18 protein-coding genes are annotated in these 20854 nt (G+C 45.6%); all 18 read left to right on the top strand.

Annotation, left to right across the window (positions count from 1 at the left end):
• The first annotated feature begins 95 nt into the window (after positions 1–95).
• Entirely contained in the window at positions 96–917 is an 822-nt protein-coding gene (locus CRENPOLYSF2_RS09405) for a type VI secretion system accessory protein TagJ (RefSeq protein ID WP_087143696.1), read from the top strand.
• Positions 910–1578: a type VI secretion system baseplate subunit TssE gene (gene tssE, locus CRENPOLYSF2_RS09400; RefSeq protein ID WP_176371077.1), complete on the top strand. Its 669-nt coding sequence runs from the start codon at positions 910–912 to the stop codon at positions 1576–1578. The genes CRENPOLYSF2_RS09405 and tssE overlap by 8 nt, the downstream gene beginning before the upstream one ends.
• A complete protein-coding gene (gene tssF, locus CRENPOLYSF2_RS09395) occupies positions 1575–3440 on the top strand; it encodes a type VI secretion system baseplate subunit TssF (protein ID WP_087143694.1) in 1866 nt (621 codons plus the stop codon). The genes tssE and tssF overlap by 4 nt, the downstream gene beginning before the upstream one ends.
• Positions 3404–4429 carry a type VI secretion system baseplate subunit TssG gene (gene tssG, locus CRENPOLYSF2_RS09390; protein WP_087143693.1) on the top strand — a complete coding sequence of 342 codons (1026 nt, stop codon included), beginning with the start codon at positions 3404–3406 and terminating at the stop codon, positions 4427–4429. The genes tssF and tssG overlap by 37 nt, the downstream gene beginning before the upstream one ends.
• Complete coding sequence (gene tssH, locus CRENPOLYSF2_RS09385) at positions 4426–7125, top strand: type VI secretion system ATPase TssH (protein ID WP_087143692.1); 2700 nt, start codon at positions 4426–4428, stop codon at positions 7123–7125. Before tssG ends, tssH begins: the two co-directional genes overlap by 4 nt.
• A gap of 52 nt (positions 7126–7177) precedes the next feature.
• Positions 7178–9427 (top strand): type VI secretion system Vgr family protein, encoded by a 2250-nt coding sequence (locus CRENPOLYSF2_RS09380; RefSeq protein WP_087143691.1) that lies wholly within the window; start codon positions 7178–7180, stop codon positions 9425–9427.
• Positions 9428–9486: 59 nt separating this feature from the next.
• Positions 9487–9957 carry a DUF6484 domain-containing protein gene (locus CRENPOLYSF2_RS09375; protein WP_087143690.1) on the top strand — a complete coding sequence of 157 codons (471 nt, stop codon included), beginning with the start codon at positions 9487–9489 and terminating at the stop codon, positions 9955–9957.
• A gap of 27 nt (positions 9958–9984) precedes the next feature.
• A complete protein-coding gene (locus tag CRENPOLYSF2_RS09370) occupies positions 9985–11094 on the top strand; it encodes a DUF2169 family type VI secretion system accessory protein (RefSeq protein ID WP_087143689.1) in 1110 nt (369 codons plus the stop codon).
• Positions 11094–12134 carry a 3-oxoacyl-ACP synthase gene (locus tag CRENPOLYSF2_RS09365; RefSeq protein ID WP_087143688.1) on the top strand — a complete coding sequence of 347 codons (1041 nt, stop codon included), beginning with the start codon at positions 11094–11096 and terminating at the stop codon, positions 12132–12134. Before CRENPOLYSF2_RS09370 ends, CRENPOLYSF2_RS09365 begins: the two co-directional genes overlap by 1 nt.
• Positions 12134–13231 carry a PAAR-like domain-containing protein gene (locus CRENPOLYSF2_RS09360; protein WP_087143687.1) on the top strand — a complete coding sequence of 366 codons (1098 nt, stop codon included), beginning with the start codon at positions 12134–12136 and terminating at the stop codon, positions 13229–13231. The genes CRENPOLYSF2_RS09365 and CRENPOLYSF2_RS09360 overlap by 1 nt, the downstream gene beginning before the upstream one ends.
• 19 nt (positions 13232–13250) lie before the next feature.
• Positions 13251–14147 carry a hypothetical protein gene (locus CRENPOLYSF2_RS09355; RefSeq protein ID WP_087143686.1) on the top strand — a complete coding sequence of 299 codons (897 nt, stop codon included), beginning with the start codon at positions 13251–13253 and terminating at the stop codon, positions 14145–14147.
• A 303-nt stretch (positions 14148–14450) separates the two neighbouring features.
• Complete coding sequence (locus tag CRENPOLYSF2_RS09350; protein WP_087143685.1) at positions 14451–14996, top strand: REP-associated tyrosine transposase; 546 nt, start codon at positions 14451–14453, stop codon at positions 14994–14996.
• A 181-nt stretch (positions 14997–15177) separates the two neighbouring features.
• Positions 15178–15369 (top strand): hypothetical protein, encoded by a 192-nt coding sequence (locus CRENPOLYSF2_RS09345; protein ID WP_087143684.1) that lies wholly within the window; start codon positions 15178–15180, stop codon positions 15367–15369.
• A 54-nt stretch (positions 15370–15423) separates the two neighbouring features.
• Positions 15424–16068 carry a DUF922 domain-containing protein gene (locus CRENPOLYSF2_RS09340; RefSeq protein WP_087143683.1) on the top strand — a complete coding sequence of 215 codons (645 nt, stop codon included), beginning with the start codon at positions 15424–15426 and terminating at the stop codon, positions 16066–16068.
• A 198-nt stretch (positions 16069–16266) separates the two neighbouring features.
• Positions 16267–17097 (top strand): hypothetical protein, encoded by an 831-nt coding sequence (locus CRENPOLYSF2_RS09335; RefSeq protein ID WP_087143682.1) that lies wholly within the window; start codon positions 16267–16269, stop codon positions 17095–17097.
• A 95-nt stretch (positions 17098–17192) separates the two neighbouring features.
• The gene (locus CRENPOLYSF2_RS09330; protein WP_087143681.1) at positions 17193–18446 is read left to right on the top strand and encodes a TIGR02270 family protein; all 1254 of its coding nucleotides are present in this window, start codon (positions 17193–17195) and stop codon (positions 18444–18446) included.
• Between the two features lie 52 nt (positions 18447–18498).
• Positions 18499–20169, top strand: coding sequence for an FHA domain-containing protein (locus CRENPOLYSF2_RS09325; protein ID WP_087143680.1), 1671 nt, complete (start codon positions 18499–18501; stop codon positions 20167–20169).
• A 45-nt stretch (positions 20170–20214) separates the two neighbouring features.
• The coding region (locus tag CRENPOLYSF2_RS09320) for a serine/threonine protein kinase (RefSeq protein WP_140396833.1) at positions 20215–20854 on the top strand (640 nt) is incomplete at its 3' end.

The raw sequence follows: 20854 nt of genomic DNA, 5'->3' as shown, positions 1-20854 counted from the left end.
ATGTACTAGTTTTTATAAGGTTAGGGTTGTTGCATGCAGATGGAACAACCCCGTTCTATTGATAGCCAAGGGATGGCTGAGCCGGTGTAGATACCATGACAGCAGACGAGTATTTAAAACAAGGCAACCTGAAAGACGCTTTACAAGCCCTGCAACAGCAAATACGGGCGCGGCCTGAGCATGCCGAGTACCGTATTTTTCTGTTTCAGTTGTTAGTGGTATTGGGGCAGTGGGAGCGTGCTTTAACCCAACTGAATGTCATTAAAGATCTGGACGCGGCGGCACTGGCTATGGTGGCCATGTATAAACAGGTCATTGCTTGTGAACAGTTTCGGGAAGCAGTATTTTCGGGGCAGAGTGATCCTGTGGTACTGGGGCAGCCGGTAGAATGGCTTGCGTTATTGCAGCAAGCCTTAAAACTTACCGCGCAAGGGCAATATGCGACTTCACAAGAGTTGCGTAGCCGTGCCTTCGAATTGGCACCTTCTGTGTCTGGCGTGATTGACGGCACTGAGTTTGCTTGGCTTGCCGACAGCGATGCCCGATTAGGGCCGGTGCTTGAAGTGATGGTTGAAGGACGTTACCTTTGGGTGCCGTTTGAGCGCATCAGCAAGATTACCATTGAGCCACCGACAGATTTACGCGATGTGGTTTGGTTACCGGCGCATTTTACCTGGACGAACGGTGGTGAGTATTATGGTGTTATCCCTACGCGTTATCCCGGTTCTTATCAAAGTGACGATGCTTTATTAGCCCTGAGCCGTAAAACGGTGTGGGACGGCTATGACGAGGAATTATTTTTAGGTCGTGGGCAAAAGATACTGACGACGGATACGGCGGACTATCCACTGTTGGATGTGCGTTCGATTCATTTTAACGTTGCGCCTGACACTGTCCAGGAAGCTACCGGTGGTTAGAACATTTCCTAAGGTACGATTATTGCCCTCTTTGCTGGATCGCCTGATCGATGACGATCCGCTTAATAATTCCTTGCGCGTACAAAAGCAAACGGTACAAGAATTGGAAACAGCTTTGGCTAAGCTATCGCGTGAGGGTAATTCCACCTCACAGGAGGCTAACCAAAATCAGCAGCAATTAAAAGCACAATTGGAACAGGCCCGTGAGCAATTGAGCGATATTTTAGCCACGGTAGCCGCCGCCTCGTCTTTGCAAGAAATTCGTGCCTGTGTGAAAAGAGATCTGGATTGGTTGTTTAATACCAGCCAGTTTTCACCGCAAGAACAATTGGATGAGTATCCCGACATTGCCCGTTCGGTGCTTAATTACGGTATGCCCGATTTGACCGGCAAGACCGCATCCGGTTTTGATCCGGTGCAAATGGAACGGCTGTTGAAGCAAGTCATCTTGAATTTTGAACCGCGTATCATCCGCAAATCTTTGGTGGTGAGGGTGTTGGCAGACAAAACGTTATTTAATCATAATGCCTTGGCCTTTGAAATCGAAGGCGAACTGGCGGTAGAGCCTTTACCGTTGCATTTGCATTTGCGGACGGAATTTCAGTTGGAAGACGGTAATGTTTCAATTTTGGATTACCAATCGACAGGCCAACGGTCATGAATCCCAGATTTCTCGATCATTATCAGCGGGAATTGCAGTTTATTAGGGAAATGGGCAAAGAGTTTGCCCAGTTGCACCCCGATATTGCGGGGCGGTTGGATTTAGGGGACATCAGTTGTGACGACCCGTATGTGGAACGCTTGTTAGAGAGTTTTGCTTTTTTAACGGCACGCATCCAATTGAAAATGGAGGCCGAATTTCCCGATTTCACCCAAAATTTATTACAGATGGTGTACCCGCACTATTTGGCACCATTGCCGTCTATGACTGTGGTGCAAATAAAGCCTGATTTACAAGGCGGGGTGAGCGAACAAGGTTTTGTAGTCCCTAAACACACCCGTTTGTTCAGTTATGCCGGTATTAAAGGGCGTGCCAAATGTGAGTTCCGTACCGCCGATGAGGTGGCATTATGGCCGTTACAAATTACCGAAGCAAATTATCTACCGTTAGGGGCTGCGTTACGTTACGCAGGTGCCGACAACAGAAACGTCAAAGCCGCCCTACGTTTGCGTTTGGACACGGTGCTGGACTTGCCTTTGCAGCAATTGTCCCTCAATAAATTGCCTATTTATTTACATGGTATTGGGTCTTTGCCGACACAGTTGTATGAGCTGATATTTGGCCACGCAATAGCTGTGGTGGTACAACCACCCGAACAAACCCCTGCTTGGCGAGAAACACTGACTCATGCGATACAGGCTTTAGGTTTTCAACCACAACAGGCTTTATTGCCGTATACCCCGCCTTCTTTCCACGGTTACCGGTTGTTGCAAGAGTATTTCAGTTTGCCGCAGCGGTTTATGTTTTTTCAGTTGGTGGGTTTGCAAGCAGTATTAAAACGCTGTACCGGCACCAGCCTAGAGGTCGTCATTTTATTGGATACTGCCAAGCCAGAATTGGAAGACCTGGTGAAACAGGATAATTTTGTGCTGTATTGCACCCCGGCGATTAATCTTTTAGAAAAACGTGCCGACCGTATTCATTTAAATCACCGCAGTACGGAATACCAGGTGATTGTCGACAATACCGCACAAAGTGACTATGAAGTCCACACGATTACGGAAGTGGCCGGTTATCGCACCGGCAGCGCGGTAGAGCAGATCTTTCATCCGTTTTATTCCATGCGCCAAGCGGCCAACAATGACAGTTTTGCGTACTATACCGTGCAACGGCAGCCCAGCATTGCGGGCATCAGCAGTACGGATAAGTTAAAAGAGTCTTATTTAGGGCATGAAGTCTTTGTATCTTTGGTCGATAGCAGTAATACCCCTTACCGCAGTGATTTGAAACAACTGGGAGTCACAGCTTTATGTACTAATAGAGATTTACCGATGTTATTGGTGCTAGGGGAGGGTCATACCGATTTTACCTTAGAGATCAGCGCCCCTGTGGTTTCGGTGCGTTGTTTGGTCAAACCGTCCAACCCTAAAACTTCAAAAGCCGAAGGGGAATATGCCTGGCGGCTTATCAGCCATTTGTCGTTAAATTATTTAAGCGTCATTGACAACGATGCCAAACAAGGCGCGGTTGCCCTTAGGGAATTGCTGCGGCTTTATGGCGATTTTGCCGAAGCCACGATTGCCAAACAAATAGAAGGCGTGGTGGCAGTCGAAAGCCGTTCGGCGACCATGCGGATTCCTATCCCAGGCCCTATGTGTTTTGGTCGTGGCTTAGAAATTACCGTGACGTTAGATGAATCGGCTTTTTCGGGTAACAGTGGCTTTTTATTGGGGGCGTTACTGGAAAAATTCTTTTGCAAATATGTTTCTATCAACAGCTTCACCCAAGTGTTGATAAAAAGCCGAGAACGGGGGGAAATAATGCGATGGCCGGTACGCACGGGAACACGGGATCTGGTGTAGATCTCTTAAAAGCGCTGGCTGAAGAACCTTATACGTTTGGGTTCTACGCCGCTATGCGCCAGCTGGAATGCTTTTATCGCCACAAACCACGCTTAGGGCGCTCGCTTCGGCCTGTGGATGATGGCGTTAGGTTGGGGCAAACCCCCAGTTTGCAGTTTGCCCCTGCCAGCTTATCGGCTTTTATCATTCGATCCGATGTGCCGCCGCAATTGAAAGTGTTGTTTTTTGGCGTTTTTGGTGCCAACGGGCCGTTACCGTTGCATTTGACAGAATATGCCTTAAACCGGATACGTCATGTCAAAGATCCTACCCTGGCGGATTTTGCCGATATGTTCCACCATCGGTTATTGTCCCTGTTTTATCGGGCCTGGGCGGACAAAGAACCGACGGTACAGTTGGATCGTCCTGAGCAAGACCGCTTTGCTTATTACGTGGGTTCGCTATTAGGATTGGCAGATAGTTCTTTGCGGCAACGCGATCATTTGCCGGACCATACCAAGCTGCATTTTGCCGCCCATTTGGGTTGCCATACCCGCCACAGCGATGGTTTGGCCGCCATGTTAAACGATTTTTTCCAGGTGCCGATAAAAATCCAGGAATTTGTCGGTGAATGGTTGGTGATGCCCAAAGACAGTTATTGTTACCTTGATGACAACCGAATGACAGGGCAATTGGGCATGTCAGCCGTTATTGGTACGCGCAGCTGGCAGTGCCAACACAAGTTCCGCCTTATTATTGGGCCGTTAACCTTGGCTGAATATGAAAGTTTTTTACCAACCGGACAACGGCTAAAAAACATATTGGCTTTGGTTAATAATTATGTGGGTTTTGAATTTACCTGGGACATGAATTTGATTTTAAAACAACAAGACGTTCCCACAGTAAAGCTGGGTCACTATGGGCAACTGGGCTGGAGCAGCTGGTTGCAAGCCCACAATAGACCATCCGATGCTAACGATTTATACCTTGCCAGGGAGACCATCACATGACCGCCATCAGCCGTACCGCTTTGTTTGGTAAGCTCAACAACCTTGCCTACAAGGGCATTGAAAGTGCCACCGTGTTTTGCAAGATGCGCGGCAACCCGTATGTGGAGATGGTGCATTGGCTGCACCAAATTTTACAGTTGCAAGACTCCGATCTACACCGGATTATCAAACGTTTTGAACTCAATCCGGCGCATTTGGCACGGGATTTTATCGATAATCTGGACCGTCTCCCGGCCGGTTCTACCTCCATTTCTGATTTATCTTCCCATGTGCAAGAATCGGTGGAGCAAGGCTGGTTGTATGCCAGCTTAATGTATAACAGCAACCAGGTACGCACCGGCCATTTAATGGCGGGTATCGTGAAAACCAATGATTTGCGTAATGCGCTCAATGCCATTTCCGGCCAGTTTAAAAAGATTAATGCCGATATTTTGCTGGATGAATTGACGGCTATCGTGTCCGGTTCACCAGAAGATGCCTTGGCGGCGCATGATGGTAGTCAGCTGGCGGGAACAGCATCGCCTGGTGAATTTTCAGGGGCGATGCCGCCAGCGCAAATGGGTAAACAAGCCGCGTTAAAACAATTTTCGGTGGATTTGACCGAAGCGGCGCGTAAAGGCGAGTTGGATCCTATTGTTGGCCGCGATGAAGAAATCCGGCAATTGATCGATATCCTGATGCGCCGCCGTCAAAACAACCCGATTTTAACGGGCGAGGCCGGTGTCGGAAAAACCGCTGTGGTGGAAGGCTTTGCTTTACGCATTGCGGCAGGGGAAGTGCCCCCCCCGCTGATGGATGTCAGTATCCGCACCCTCGATTTAGGGCTGCTGCAAGCCGGTGCCAGTATGAAAGGCGAATTTGAGAACCGTTTGCGTCAAGTGATTGAAGAGGTACAGGCCTCAGAAAAGCCGATTATTTTATTTATTGACGAAGCCCATACCCTGATTGGTGCCGGTGGTGCCGCCGGTACGGGTGATGCAGCGAATTTATTAAAACCGGCCTTGGCGCGGGGTACTTTACGTACCATAGCGGCCACCACTTGGGCTGAATATAAAAAGCATTTTGAAAAAGACCCCGCCCTAACGCGGCGTTTCCAAGTGGTGAAAATTGATGAACCCAGTGAAGAAAAAGCCTTATTGATGATGCGCGGGGTGGCGGCTGTGATGGCGAAACATCACCGTATTTTGTTGTTGGATGAAGCCTTGGCCGATTCGGTCAAGCTATCGCACCGTTATATCCCTGACCGGCAGTTACCGGATAAATCCGTCAGTGTGTTGGATACCGCTTGCGCCAGGGTGGCGGTGACGCAATACGCCGTACCAGCCGAACTGGATGACAGCCGTCGGCGCATTGAAGCCCTGAATATTGAAGCCGGTATTATTGACCGTGAAGTCGCTTTAGGCATTGATACGGGGGATCGTAAACAAAAAGTCGATGATAATTTAGCCCAAGAGCAAGAACGGCTGCATGAGTTGGAAACGCGCTGGCAGGCGGAAAAAATCTTGGTGGAACAAATTATCAATTTGCGCGCCGAGTTGCATCCTTTGCATGAAGGCGCGGCAGACACAGCCTCGGCAGATGCTAAGGCAGAGGTAACGGACGACCAGCGTAGCGAAAAACGCCAGCAATTAAAAGCCTTGCAGGCACAATTGACCGCCGCCCAGGGTGAGCGCCCCTTGATTTTCCCGACGGTGGATAGCCAGGCGATTGCTTCGGTCATCGCTGATTGGACCGGCATTCCGGTGGGGCGGATGGTGAAGAATGAAATCGAAGCCATCTTGAAATTGGGCGACACTTTAAACCAACGGGTTATTGGTCAACGCCATGCTTTGGATATGATTGCCCGTCGGGTGCAAACATCGCGTGCCGGTCTTGATAATCCTGGTAAACCGATCGGTGTGTTCATGTTGTGTGGGCCATCCGGTGTCGGCAAAACCGAAACCGGCTTGGCCTTGGCCGAAGCCCTCTATGGCGGTGAAGAAAATATCATCACCATCAATATGAGTGAATACCAGGAAGCCCATACGGTATCGACACTGAAAGGCTCGCCGCCAGGTTATGTCGGTTATGGCGAAGGCGGCATTCTGACCGAAGCGGTGCGCCGTCGGCCTTATAGCGTTATTTTGTTGGATGAGGTGGAAAAAGCCCACCCCGATGTCCATGAAATTTTCTTTCAGGTCTTCGATAAAGGTTGGATGGAAGATGCCGAAGGCCGGTTTATTGATTTTAAAAATACCATCATTCTGCTCACCTCGAATGCCGGTACCGATTTGATTATGAATCTGTGCAAAGATCCGGATTTAATGCCGGAACCGGAGGGCATTACCAAGGCGTTACGTGAACCGCTGCTAAAAATATTCCCCGCTGCTTTATTGGGACGTTTGGTGACTATCCCGTATTACCCGCTTAACGATGACATGTTGAAAGCGATTATCACATTGCAATTGGGTCGTATTGGTAAACGGGTACTGCAAAACCATAGTATTCCTTTTAGTTATGATGCGGCGGTGGTCGATGTAATCTTGAATCGTTGTAGCGAGCTGGAGAGCGGTGCCCGTGTGGTGGATGCCATTTTAACCAATACCGTGTTACCGGCTATCAGTGCCGAATTTTTGCATAAGATGCTGTCAGGGGAAGCTATTACCGCCATTAAAGTGGGTGTGGACGGTAGTGAGTTTAATTATCAATTTGCATAGGGTGGTGGGTTGTTTTAAGATACAAACGTAGCCATTTAAATGGGTGAACAGTATGGCCGTCACGCAAAAGAACCGTGAAATAGAAATCATCGTTCCCGCTTTGGGGGAGGATGTTTTATTGCTGCGCAAGATGAGCTTCAATGAGGAGTTGGGGCGTTTGTTCACGCTCGATTTGGATATTCTCAGCACAGAAAATATCAAATTTGAAGACCTGCTCGGCCAAAATATCACAGTTCGTTTTAATATTGCCGGTGAGAAGCAGCGCTTCTTTAACGGTTATGTCGGCAGTGTGTTGCAGGCCGTCGATGAAGGCCGTTATGCCCGTTATTATGCGACTGTTTATCCCTGGCTTTGGTTTTTAACTCGCACCACCGATTGCCGTATTTTCCAGAATATGAGCGTCCCCGCTATTATCGAACAGCTTTTTGGCGAGTTTGGTTACGCCTATGAAAACAAATTAAACGGCAGTTACCGGCAATGGGAATACTGCGTGCAATACCGCGAGACCGATTTCAATTTTGTTAGCCGTTTGATGGAGCAGGAAGGGATTTATTACTACTTCACCCATGACAATGGCAAACATACGCTGATTTTGGCGGATGCCTTGGGTTCGCATGAGCCAATTCCTGATTATGCCACGATTGTCTATCGCCCACCGAGCAGGGCGGCTTTGTATGAGACAGGGTGCATCACGGATTGGAGCCTGAGCAAACAATTGCAGCCTTGTGTATATGCCTTAAATGATTACAATTTCATCCGCCCCAGTGCCGATCAACATGTGACATCTAAAATTGCCCGCACGCATGAGGAAGCTAATCATGAAATTTATGATTATCCAGGGGAATATGATGAAAAAGGTGACGGCAGCCAGTATGCCCGTACCCGTATTCAGGAACTCCATAGTCAATATGAACAGATGAATGGCCAAGGATCGGTACGGGCTTTAGTGTGTGGCGGCTTGTTTTCGCTTACCGACTATCCGCGCGAGGATCAGAACGACCGGCAGTATCTTGTCACTTCTGCCAACCATGCTATACGTATCGATGATTTTGAGTCGAGTGGCGGAGGAGGAACTGCTTATTCCAATAGTTTTACGGTGATTGACAGTAAAACGCCTTTCCGTCCTGCCCGTATTACGCCTAAACCGATTGTACAAGGCCCGCAAACTGCTGTGGTGGTTGGGCCTTCTGGTGAAGAAATCCATACGGATCAACACGGGCGGGTAAAGCTGCAATTCCATTGGGATCGCTACGGTAAAAAGGATGAAAATTCTTCTTGTTGGGTACGGGTGTCGCAGTTGTGGGCCGGTAAAAATTGGGGTGGAATTCATATTCCGCGTATGGGTCAAGAGGTGATTGTCGAATTTTTAGAAGGCGATCCTGACCGGCCGATTATTACGGGGCGCGTTTATAACGGCGAACAAGTGCCGCCTTATGCCTTGCCTGCCAATAAAACCCAAAGTGGTATCAAAAGCCGTAGCAGCAAAGGCGGTAGCGGAGCCAATTTTAATGAAATCCGTATGGAGGATAAAAAAGGCTCGGAGCAGTTGTATATCCACGCGGAAAAAAATCAGGATAACATCGTCGAAAATGATGAAACCACAGAAGTGGGTCGTGACCGTACCGAGCATGTCGGACGTAATGAGAAAATTACTATTGATAATGACCGTACTGAGAAAGTCGGGGTTAACGAAACTATCACCATCGGCAATAATCGTACCGAGAAGGTGGGTGTTAATGAAGACATCACGATTGGCGCAAACCGCACGGAGAAAGTAGTGGTTAACGAAACCATTACGATTGGCGCGAACCGGAGTAAATCGGTAGGGGCGAGTGAAACGGTGTCGGTTGCTTTACAACGGACGCATACGGTGGGCATTAATGAAACCATTGGTGTCGGTGCCGCGCAGGAAATTGGGATTGGGGCATTCCAGGCCGTTGCTATTGGTGCTTATCAAACGGTTAACGTGGGTGCGTATCAAAGTGTCAATGTGGGAGCCAACCAGAGTACGGATGTGGGGGCTAACCAGTCGTTGTCCGTTGGGGGTAATCAATCTGAGGCTGTTTCTGGCAATGCTTCTAAGAATGTCGATGGTGATGATGCGCTGAAAGTGGGTAAGACGTTGGTGATTGATGTGGCGGATTCAATAACCATTAAGACCGGCAGTGCCAGCATTACCATGAAAAAGGATGGCACGATAACCATAAAGGGAAAAGATATTACTGTAGAGGGTTCAGGTGAAATTAATGTTAAAGCATCCAATAACATCACGATGAAAGGGCAGAAAATTCTGCAAAACTAATCCCAATAAACCCCGATTTTATTTTCTTTAACGGGTGATAAAATCAAGGAGCATGGCAAATGGCGACAGAACAGCTACTAAAACCTTCAGCACCTGTTGATCAAAAAATCGATGGCGTAGTGATTGGTCTTTTTTTAAGCATCAATGAGGCGGGTGAGCCATTAGTCGCTTTTCCAGGTAATCCGGTGGAAACGGCGATTCCGGCGCGTAGCACCACGGTATTAGATAGGGCGGATATTGGTAAAGAAGTCGCCTTGTTATTTGAAGGTGGTAATCCGTTACAACCGTTAATTATTGGCAAAATTCACCATGCAGAGACGGTAAAGCCAAGCCAAGACACCGAACAAGCTTCCGCCGAATTAGATGGTGAGCACATCGTGCTGTCAGCAAAACAAACCATTACATTGAAATGCGGCAAAGCCAGCATCACCTTGACCAAGGCCGGTAAAATTATTCTGCGGGGGGCTTATTTGTTAAGCCGTTCGTCGGGGGTTAATCGTATCAAGGGCGGTTCGGTGCAGATTAACTAACCGCCTCACTAATCAATAAAATAGCTTATGGAACTTCTCAATTCTACCGGTATGCTGGATGGCTATACGATGGGCATGAAACCCGATGGTCGTGAATTGTTGGTTGTTGCCATTAAGGCTACATTTACCATCCCAAAATCTGGCGAGAAACCTCAACTTGCTGAGCAACAAGCCCCTTTAATTATGGCTGATACCTTTACGGGTGAGCCTGGTTATTCTGCGCCTTTTTATGAGGTGGATTATTCGCCTATCAAACACCGTTGCGATGTGCTGTTAAATGGCAGTGCCTATGCGCCCCAAGGCCGCCCAGCTCGGATGGTGCAAGTGGGTATGAGGGTAGGCACTTTGGTTAAGACATTTAACGTTGTCGGCGATCGTTGTTGGAATGCTGGTGTGGTTATTACCCCAGAGCCACCTGCTGAATTTACGGTGCTGCCGATCAGTTACGATAAGGCTTTCGGTGGTCTGGATAATTTCCATGACGATAAAAACAAGCACAGTGCTTATATGCTCAATCCGGTCGGCAAGGGTTATCATCAACGTTTGGCCAGCGAATTGGTGGATGGCATGCCGATGCCTAATACTGAGGAGGCTAACCGGCCTGTGCAAACCCCCAATGGTGATTATAAGCCGATGGCGTTTGGGCCGCTAGGTCGGGGCTGGTCGCCGCGTTTGCAATATGCCGGTACTTACGACCAGGATTGGATAGACAACATTTTCCCTTTTTTACCGGCCGATTTTCAGGAAGCTTATTACCAAGCTGCCCCAGAAGACCAACAAATTCCCTATCTTAAAGGCGGTGAAGAGGTGGTGTTGATTAATTTGTCACCGGAAGGCCGTATTGCTTTTACGTTGCCAGTTATAGAGATGCCCGTGGTGTTTTTCCGTAAAAAAGGCGAACGCCATGAAACTTTCGCGGTAATCGATACGCTTGTTATCGAACCCGACAAGGGGACTTTTAGTTTGACTTGGCGTGCCAGTTTGCCACTAAAGAAAAATATGTTTGAGATTCCGCAGGTTTTAGTTGGCAAGATGTCGCCAGGTTGGTGGCGGGCGCGTGAGTTGGGCAAGACCTATTATCCTTCGTTAGCGCACCTTGCTAAGGCTAATAAAGCCGCAGCTGAGGAAGAAGAATAGTGGCAGGTTTTCCTTTGGCCATTACGGGCGTGGGCATGGTGACAGGTGTTGGTTTGAATGCGCCTGCGTCTTGTGCGGCTATTCGCTGCGCTCTGGATAATTTTCAGGAAACCCGTTTTATGGACAATGGCGGTGAATGGATTATGGGCTGTGCAGTGCCGTTGGAACAACCTTGGCGCGGTAAAACCAAGTTGATTAAGATGGCGGCTGCGGCTATCAACGAATGTTTGGCCAATAATAAGCTTATCGATCCTAATGCAACGCCTTTGTTGCTGTGTTTGTCGGAACATGAGCGTAAAGGCCGTGTGATTGATGATGACAATCAGTTTTTTATCGATTTACAGGCTGAGTTGGGCGTGGAGTTTCATGAAAAATCCTGTGTGATTGCCAGGGGGCATGTGGCGGTGGCGGTGGCTTTGAAAAACGCGCGGCAATTGTTGCAGGAGCTTAATATTAAGCATGTTTTGATTGCCGCAACTGATAGTTTGTTGGTTGCACCTACCTTAAGCCATTATGAAGACAATGAGCGGTTGTTAACCAGCCAAAATTCTAATGGTTTTATTCCAGGTGAGGCGGGTGCTGCTTTGGTGGTGGAGCCAGCTTATGCTAAAGCTGAGCCACAATTGATTTGCCAGGGCTTGGGATTTGGGGTTGAGAAGGCGCATGTAGATTCGGAAGAGCCTTTGAGGGCGGATGGGTTGACTGCGGCGATTAAACAATCTTTGAGTGATGCAGGTTATGAACAAAGTATTCTTGATTTTAAAATCACTGATATTTCGGGTGAACAATATTACTTTAAGGAGACGAGTTTAGCTTTTAGTCGTATAGAACGCTCTAAAAGGGAAGGGTTTGATATCTGGCATCCTGCGGATTGTGTTGGGGAGGTAGGTGTTGTAATCGGGGCGATCATGATTGCTGCATTAAAGTCCGCTAGTGAAAAAAACTATAGCAAAGGTAACTATGTATTGGCGCATGTTGGTAATGATGATGGTAAGCGTTCTTCCATGATTTTGGCTTGGCAAATAGTAGGGAATAAGTAATGGCGAATGAGGTTTATGCCAATGGCATGGAATTGGCCTGTAAATCGGGTGCGGGGAAAACTATCTGTGCATTTCCCGATGTTTGTTTTACACCGCCTGAAAATCCGGCTACCCCACCCGGTGTTCCCGTGCCATATCCGAATACGGGGATGGCATCAGATACCGCAGAAGGAAGTAAAACGGTGAAAATATCTGGCGAAGAGGTCATGTTAAAAAACCAGTCTTACTTTAAAAAGTCAACAGGTGATGAGGCAGGTTGCGCTGCGAAAAAAGGTGTTATTTCAAGTAAAAACACTGGGAAAGTGTATTTTATAAAGTGGTCGATGGATGTTAAGTTTGAAGGGGAAAATGTTGATCGGCATTTGGATATGACTACCAATAATCACGGTAGTCCTCCAAATGAGGCGATTCCTTGGCCATTTGTAGATAATATGGCTATAGACGCATCTGGTAATACTGATGATCCTTGTGCAAAGGATAAACAAAAGGAAAAGGATAAATGCGAAGAATTTGAGAAGAATAATCAAGATCCATGTGTGGAAGCTGGTCTTGGTGGAACAAGTAGGCCTAGGTCTCACTCAACGGCTGCCCCTATGATACAACAGCGTATTAAATCGAAAGCAAATGACTGTATTAACGCAAGACGCTGTCGTTTACAACCGTATTCCAAAACAAAGAAGGATGGCGGTGGTTGTTGTCCATCGCAAACAGGCAATCATGTCATACCAGCATCTTATTTCGACGGTATAACCGGATATAACCATAATGATGCTCCAACCATGTGTGTTGAGGGTACTAGTTGGCATTCTGGAAATCACGGATATCTTCATACCGCACAGTCTATTTTGGATGACTTTTACAAAGATTCATCTGGTCAGCTATCAATTCAACAAGCTGCCAAGAATGGAGGACAAGCTCAGAAGGAAATTTTTAAAGAACAAAGTTGCGATGAAAAATGTATCAAAGCACAAGTTATAGATGGTCATAAAAAGATGGGGTTAAATGAGGAAACAAAAGTAACTCATAAATCAATTGCTGAACAGGAGGATTACGTCGCACGACTCGAGGATGTGTTAACAGGAAACATTATTCCATAAATTATTTTGGGTATTTTTAATGATATTGAAAGATGAGCATAATTTAATTGCAGATGGTATAGCGAGGTCATCAGATTTAATCGGTGTAATCATATTGGACTCGAAAGATCGTTTGTCAAATCCAAATGTTTCTTTTTTTGCTGTATGGCATATTGATAAATGGATTGCGGGAGTATCTTGTAAGAGCAGAGTTTCAAGTCTTGGAGTAATCGGGATACCTCCGAATAAATTTGTACTTCTCAATGAAAACGGTGAATTATTGTTTGTGGGTGGCGGTCAGCAAAGTACGGAGGTTATATCCCGAGATGTAAATCTACCTCTTCTTAAATTATCCTCCATTAATGGTTCACTATATGCTTCTGGAATGGGGCGTCAGGTATATAGACGACTTAGTGCTAATAATTGGGTTTCGATACATAATGGAATCTTGAATGCTAATGCAACGGAATTCGTTGGTTTTCAAGTTTTATTGGGAGAAATTGGCAACTCGATATACGCTGCTGGATGGCGTGGCGAAATCTGGCAATACAATGGTTCTGATTGGTCTAATAAAAACAGTCCTACTAATATTATACTATCTGATGGAGTGATAACTTCTAGTGATGATATAGTTTTTTGTGGAAGAGCTGGAATTATTATCCGTGGTATTGGTGACAGGTGGGATCTGATAGCAGATGGTTTTATCAGTGATGATTTATGGTCTGTAGTAGAGTATAAAAATAGTCTGTATTTTTCCTCACAGCGCGGAATATATCGGTTAGTTAATAATGAATTGGAACAAATAGACATCTATATAGATGGTTTTCATGGTACGCATTATCGATTACAAGTGCTTGAGGGTAATTTGTTTAGTTTCGGTGAAAAAGACATTCTTATTTTTAACGGCAATTCATGGACGAGGATTGCTACTGAATAGCCCTGTAACCGGTAACACGTAAGATGGGTAGAGTGGAACGAAACCCATCAAAAACGGCGGCACAATGTTATGGATGTTGGCGGACGGTTGGAATGACAAGACCGTAAGACCGTAAGATGGGTAGAGGCGTGAGCCGAAACCCATCACAAACGAAGGCACGGTGTGTGATGATATTTGATTTGGTTGAAAGGGATGGTTCACTTCATTTTGGCATGAACGGATTATGAGCATGGATTTGATGGGTTTCGGCTCACGCCTCTACCCATCCTACGCCTATTTTCGTTAAACAAAAAAATTGGGTAAATGACTGATTATCGACGCTATCGGGTGAAGGGAGGGACTTACTTTTTCACGGTGAATTTGGTTGAGAGGAAGCGGAAATTGTTAACGGAACAAGTTGATCTATTGCGGGATGCTTTCCGCACGGTCAAAAAGGATCATCCGTTTCAAATAGATGCCATTGTGATTTTGCCCGACCATTTACACACGGTATGGACTTTACCAGAAGGTGACGATGATTTTAGTTTACGTTGGCGGCAAATTAAATCCGCTTTTTCCCGAAGGATTGAATCGGGGGAGCGGATTTCTAAAAGCCGGATTCAAAAACAGGAGCGCGGCATTTGGCAACGACGGTTTTGGGAACATGCGATCCGTGATGAACGGGATTATGCCAATCATTTGGATTATATTCACTTTAATCCGGTGAAACATAAGCTGGTAGATCGCGTAATCGATTGGCCATATTCCTCATTTCACCGATATGTGAGGATGGAGATGTATCCGGTCGACTGGATGGGTTTTGAAGATGAATCGTTGGATTATGACGGCCGTACGTCGGATAGTTTGTAACCCGTAAATCGGAACCGTTTACGGATTGCAACGAATATTTTATTTCTGGACATCTATGGAATTGGGATTTTTTATGATGCAGTGCAGCTATCGACGGTGGTTTTAGTAGACTGTTGTTGTTTTTCATTTGTGTGGCAAGACAGCAACCTAAAAAAATCCTACCATTGAAATAGGGGATTGTATGTATTGGGATGTTGTCAAGGTTGTGCCAGAATCTGATTTAAGTTTGGGCGTATCTTTTAAAGATGGCACAACCGGTAAAGTGTTATTTGAAAAAACGCACTTAACCGGCGTGTTTAGTTTTAAATTAGGGGGGGTAATCTTAATAATCAAGGAAAAGATAAAAAATAGATTCCTCTTGCGGAAATCCTGATTAAATATCTAAAAAATTCAATAGCTTAATATAATTTTCTACTTAGGAGATAGTATGGCCGGTTCAATAATTCCAGGAATATTAGGGATGAATCCGTTTTCAAGTAATATACAATCTCAACAAGGAACATTATCTAACAGTTCAACACCAATAAATATTGGCTCAAACATCATTCCATTTGCTGGTAAACGTACTATCGCATCGGTTACCAAGGACTGGGAGCTGCCAAATCCTACCAATACACCTGCTATCACCATCAACGGTAAAACGCTGGCAGAAGCATTTGCCGCATTGAACCGTTTACCTCAATGGGGGCAAGGTGGAGGGACGTTAAAAACAGATCCAATTCCACTAGGTGATACAACCGATCTGGATGTTAAATTATATGCCAATCTAGTTTTGCGTTTGCCCACCTGGACAGGATACCAGGCTGCATCAAAAGCAGCCCAAAATGAATGGGATAACATGTTAGCCAAACTCAGGATACATGAACAACGGCATGTAGATATAGCCATAGAAGAGGCTAATGCACTTGCATCGGAATTAATTGGAAAAGACATAAACAAAATTCCTAGCTTAGTCACCAATGCCAATGCAACAATGCTAAAACGCCAACGAGCTTTGGATAAAGATACCGATCACGGAGCTAAGCCTGGAGTACCTTACGGTGATGTAATATTAGATGCGAGTATTACGTAAATCTGTAAGGTAAATATTCACCCAGCCACCTTATTGACATTTGCAAGTTATTGATTATTTTATAATTAGATTATAAATAATAAGACATGCAAAAAAATAAGCTATTGAAATATATAGTTTTCATAAGGGGCTGGACGAATATTTACTCTGTAAGTACCCTAAATACTTAAGCCGCAACTGTAACTGAAGGGAGTAACAATGAATCTAAATTACATTGATTTTATACATCCCAACCACATCAATATCTTTATTGCGGCGGCACAAGAGTTTAATTGCCATATCCTAGTACGTAAGACAGGGCAAGCGGCCCTGAACTGGGTAGGGAAACGCGGCTATACTGGCAAACGTGCCGATATGAAAGCTAAAACCGCCAATCAAAATGTGGGGCGCTATCAACTTGCAGGCCTGGTCTGCTCGCCATTTGTACAACCCCTTGCATTTACGGGTGAACGGTTGGCCTCCGCACAAAAAAAATGGTCAAAATGTCAGCACTTAATCACAGTGCCTTCTAACACGATGGGGTTCGACGATCAACGCCAGCCCCGTGGTTGTCATACGCCTTATCTACTGCAAACAAATACTGATCATAAGCATTACGGCTGCGTGGCTTTAGTGGACATGGGCTTGCTAATACCAAGGTACATACACGGGGATTATGATTTGTATGCGATTATTCCAGCAAGTAAAGCCTTTGATCCAAACGCCCTTAACCCTCTGGCATCCAAATTAGGTTCAACCATGAGACCAAGCTCAATGGGGTTAGAGGCATACGAACGTCTGTTTGTAGACAACAAAGAAAGCCAATTATCTTTCCGCGTGGCAACCTATATCAATAACCGTATTGAAAGTATAAGCCCAGATTTATTGGGCGCACTGATGGTAAATCACGGGGAACAGCTTAACTTAGGGAAATCAGGCCAGACTTTTGAACCGGTGCTGGCCATTTTAGCCAAGCAGGAAAATGGTCAATGGCTGAAAATATTGGCGAGCCAATTCGAACATGAACAATTTTACCGTAATGTGTTGTAAAGGGAGTTTGGGAGTAACAAGATGATATGCTCGTCAATTAATTGGAACACCTGAATAATCTAGTATTGGTAAAACGATAATATGAAACCAGATTTATGAATAATATCCACCCAGTCATTCCACACATCATCGATCAACACGCTGAAGAAGCCGCTTTTCTCTGGCTGTTACGAAATAGGGCTATTCATGCGCCGCATTACAGCCTAAAAGATTTAGCCAAACTCGATAACCGCGTTGAAGCGCACATTGATGGCTTAAGAATTGCCGGTGATTATGGCTGGGATGTCAGCATAGCCAATCTTGAAGCGGCCAAAGAAGCCGGTGAAGCGTTTGTGGCCGGTATTTTAGCGTTAGAAGGTAACCGCATTGAACGCATTAACGCGGTATACCAAATTGTTGAAACCACACCCGCGTTAGTCAATGGCTTGGTGTCTGCTTTTGGTTGGGTAGCGCCGCCGCTTTTACAAGGTAAAGTTAATGGACTCTTAGTGTCCCAATCGCCGCTATGGCGGCGGGTGGGTATTGCTGTGTGTGCGATTCACCGTGTGAATCCAGGTAAATTTTTAGAGCAGGCGATTATAGATGAGGATGTTGGATTAAGAACCAGAGCTTTAAGGGCGGCTGGGGAACTGGCGCGGGTCGATTTAAAACCCATCATCCTAGATCAAGTGAATGAGCCTAATCCCACGATTAGTTTTTGGGCGGCATGGGTAGCGGTATTGTTAGGGGATAGGGGCAGGGCGCTACAATCCTTACAAAATCATGTGTTACAAGCGTCTGAATTTACCATTAAGGCTTTACATATCGTTTGTCGGGTACTTGAGCCACATCAGGTGAGAGAACTACTCAAGGTTTTGGTCACCAGCGATAGTAGGCTGCGCGAAGCTATTATCGGTATTGGTGTCAGCGGCGATCCTTTGTACATGCCCTGGTTAATTAAGCAAATGGCCACACCGGAACTGGCAAAAATTGCGGGCGAAGCCTTCAGTTTTATTAGTGGCGTTGATATTGCCTATGATGGGTTGGAAGGTGAAATGCCCGCTGACTTTACCGCTGGGCCGACAGAAGATACAGGCGATGAGAATGTGGCGATGGCTCCAGATGAGGATTTACCCTGTCCAAATCCACCGCTGATGGAACGCTGGTGGCAGCAAAACCAGCAGCAATTCAAAGCCAATAATCGCTATTTATGGGGTAAATCGATCGACATGGCGCAGTGTCAAACGGTGTTAAAAACCGGTAAGCAACGGCAACGGCAAGCGGCGGCGTTAGAATTGGCGTTGATGCAAGCCACGGCACCCTTGTTTGAAACCAGAGCTATCGGTAAAAATCAGCAACGGCTTTTATAGTGCTTACTTCCCCAATGAGATTATCCCTATAACCATTTAAACGGGAATCGACATGCAGGACGATAAAACCATCATAAAGAAAAACCTTTCCCAAAATGATGACGATTTGGATCGCACGGTAATATTTCAAGCAGGGTTAATAGTCAGTATTATTGACGGTAATGAGGGACAAACGAGCCCAGAAAAACTGTTTCCACAGGGTTTTACAGTGGGGCGTGCCCAAGACAACAGCATCACCCTACAAAATGAAAAAATTAGCCGCCATCACCTTGAAGTTAAAAAAGAGCAAGGCGATTGGTGGATCTACGACCTGAATAGTGCCAACGGCATTTATCTACACGACAGACAAATTCAACACAAGGAAAGATTACATTTACCGGCTTTAGTTACATTAGGAAAAACGGGGATCACGCTAAAAATTCAATCAACCCATCAAGTTGATAATGAACAAACCCAAATAGTCAAAAGCGAAACCTCGATTCCTTCGGGATTCCACACCGAAAGTCCGCAAGGCAATTTATCCAAAGAAGCCATTAAACAACGCCTCCTCTCCAAAGACGAAGTAAAAGATGCCGGTGATTTTACCCGCATGGTGCGGATTATGATTAATGAAGATCGTGTGCATCGGAGTAAAAATTACAAAAAATTAATTTCAGTTTTAGGCATCTTATTTTTGGTGTCGGCGGCTCTGGTCGGTTACCAGCAAACCAAATTGACCCATGCGCGTGACTTAGCCTTAGGCATGTTTTATGACATAAAAACCCTCGAAGTCAGTTTGTCACAATCGGAAATCACCTTTGAAAGAAGCGCAGAAATCTTGGATCAAACATTAAAGGCCGTTGCTAGCGATAAATTTAAAGTAGAACAAGAACGTATTCGCGCTGAACAGCATAAAATCTCGGAAGAACGCATCCGTTTGGCACAAGAACGCATGCACCTGAAAGATATGAAGGCTAAATATCAAGTGTATGTGCAGGAAGCCGAATCTTTACGAATCCGCTTACCATTCAGTTCCAACTATGAAGAAAAACTCATTGCCAAAGTGGCCAGGGAATTTGGTGAAAGCGAGTTGGAGTTACCCGATGGTTTTGTTGCCGAGGTTAAGCGCTATATTAAATTTTGGCAGAGCACACCGCGCATGCGCAATGCGATAGCCGTATTGGAAAAGAACAACTATGGGCCTACTATTTTGTCGGCGTTGGACAAGGAGGGGCTACCCACACAGTTTTTGTACTTACCCATGCAAGAAAGTAGTTATAACTCGCGGGCGATTGGTCCTGAAACCCGTTATGGTATTGCTAAAGGCGCTTGGCAATTTTTAGACAGTACCGGCAAGGATTATGGCTTAAAACCAGGGCCTATGGCCAGTATTCGTGTCTATGATGAACAAGATGAGCGTTTTAATTTTGCTTTGGCTAGCCGCGCAGGTGCAAAATACATTAAATATATTTTTAGTACCGAGGCACAGGCATCCGGCTTATTGGTTGTCGCCAGTTATAACTTCGGTGAAAACCGGGTACGGAGCTGGGTTAAAAAAATGCCGGATAACCCCCGTGATAAAAATTTCTGGAAATTTATCCAACAATACAAAAGCAGGCTACCTAAAGAAACTTATGACTATGTCTATTATATTTTTTCAGCGGCGGTGATTGGTGAAGATCCTAAGTATTTTGGTTTTAATTTTAAATCACCAACGGCATTAACTATGGCAAAAAGTGAATAAGACAGATTAAAACGTAATTTAATAAATACTTGGCCAGTAAAAAACATGACAAATGATGATGCAACTCTAATTGAAGCGCCGAAAATTCCTAAAGGTATTGAGCCAGGTTGTTTACTGCTCAATACTTATGTAGTAGAAAGCAATCTTGGTGAGGGAGGCATGGCCATAACCTACCTGACCCACCACAAGGAGCTGAGCAATACTAAACACGTTATCAAAGTCATAAAAACCCATTTATCTACGGATATTGCTTCAGCATTCAGTTTGACAAATGCGGAAGCCAATACCAAAGTTATAGATTTGCTTAAACGCGAGGCCGAAGCCTTAATCAGTATCAGCCATCAGGCGATTGTGGGCTACCAAGGCTTCCAAAAAGATGATATCCATGGCTATTGTTTGGTCATGGAATATGTGGAAGGGCCGACATTAAAGCAATTATTAAAACAACGCCGATTGACGACAACCGAAGTTTTACAGTTGCGTAACCGTTTGGCAGAAGGCTTGGCAATTGCCCATGCCAAAGGCATATTTCACCGTGATATTTCCCCCGATAATATTATTTTGGCAGATGGCAAGGTAACGGAAGCTAAATTAATTGATTTTGGCATTGCCAAACGCCGTCTTCCAAATTCTTCTGAAGGCACTATTTTTGGCCCAGTGTTTGTGGGTAAATATGCCTATGCCG

It is taken from the genome of Crenothrix polyspora, from assembly GCF_900163755.1.
GTDB lineage: Bacteria > Pseudomonadota > Gammaproteobacteria > Methylococcales > Methylomonadaceae > Crenothrix > Crenothrix polyspora.
Note: the sequence above shows the minus strand (reverse complement) of the source record. Positions and strands in the feature narration are given on the sequence as shown.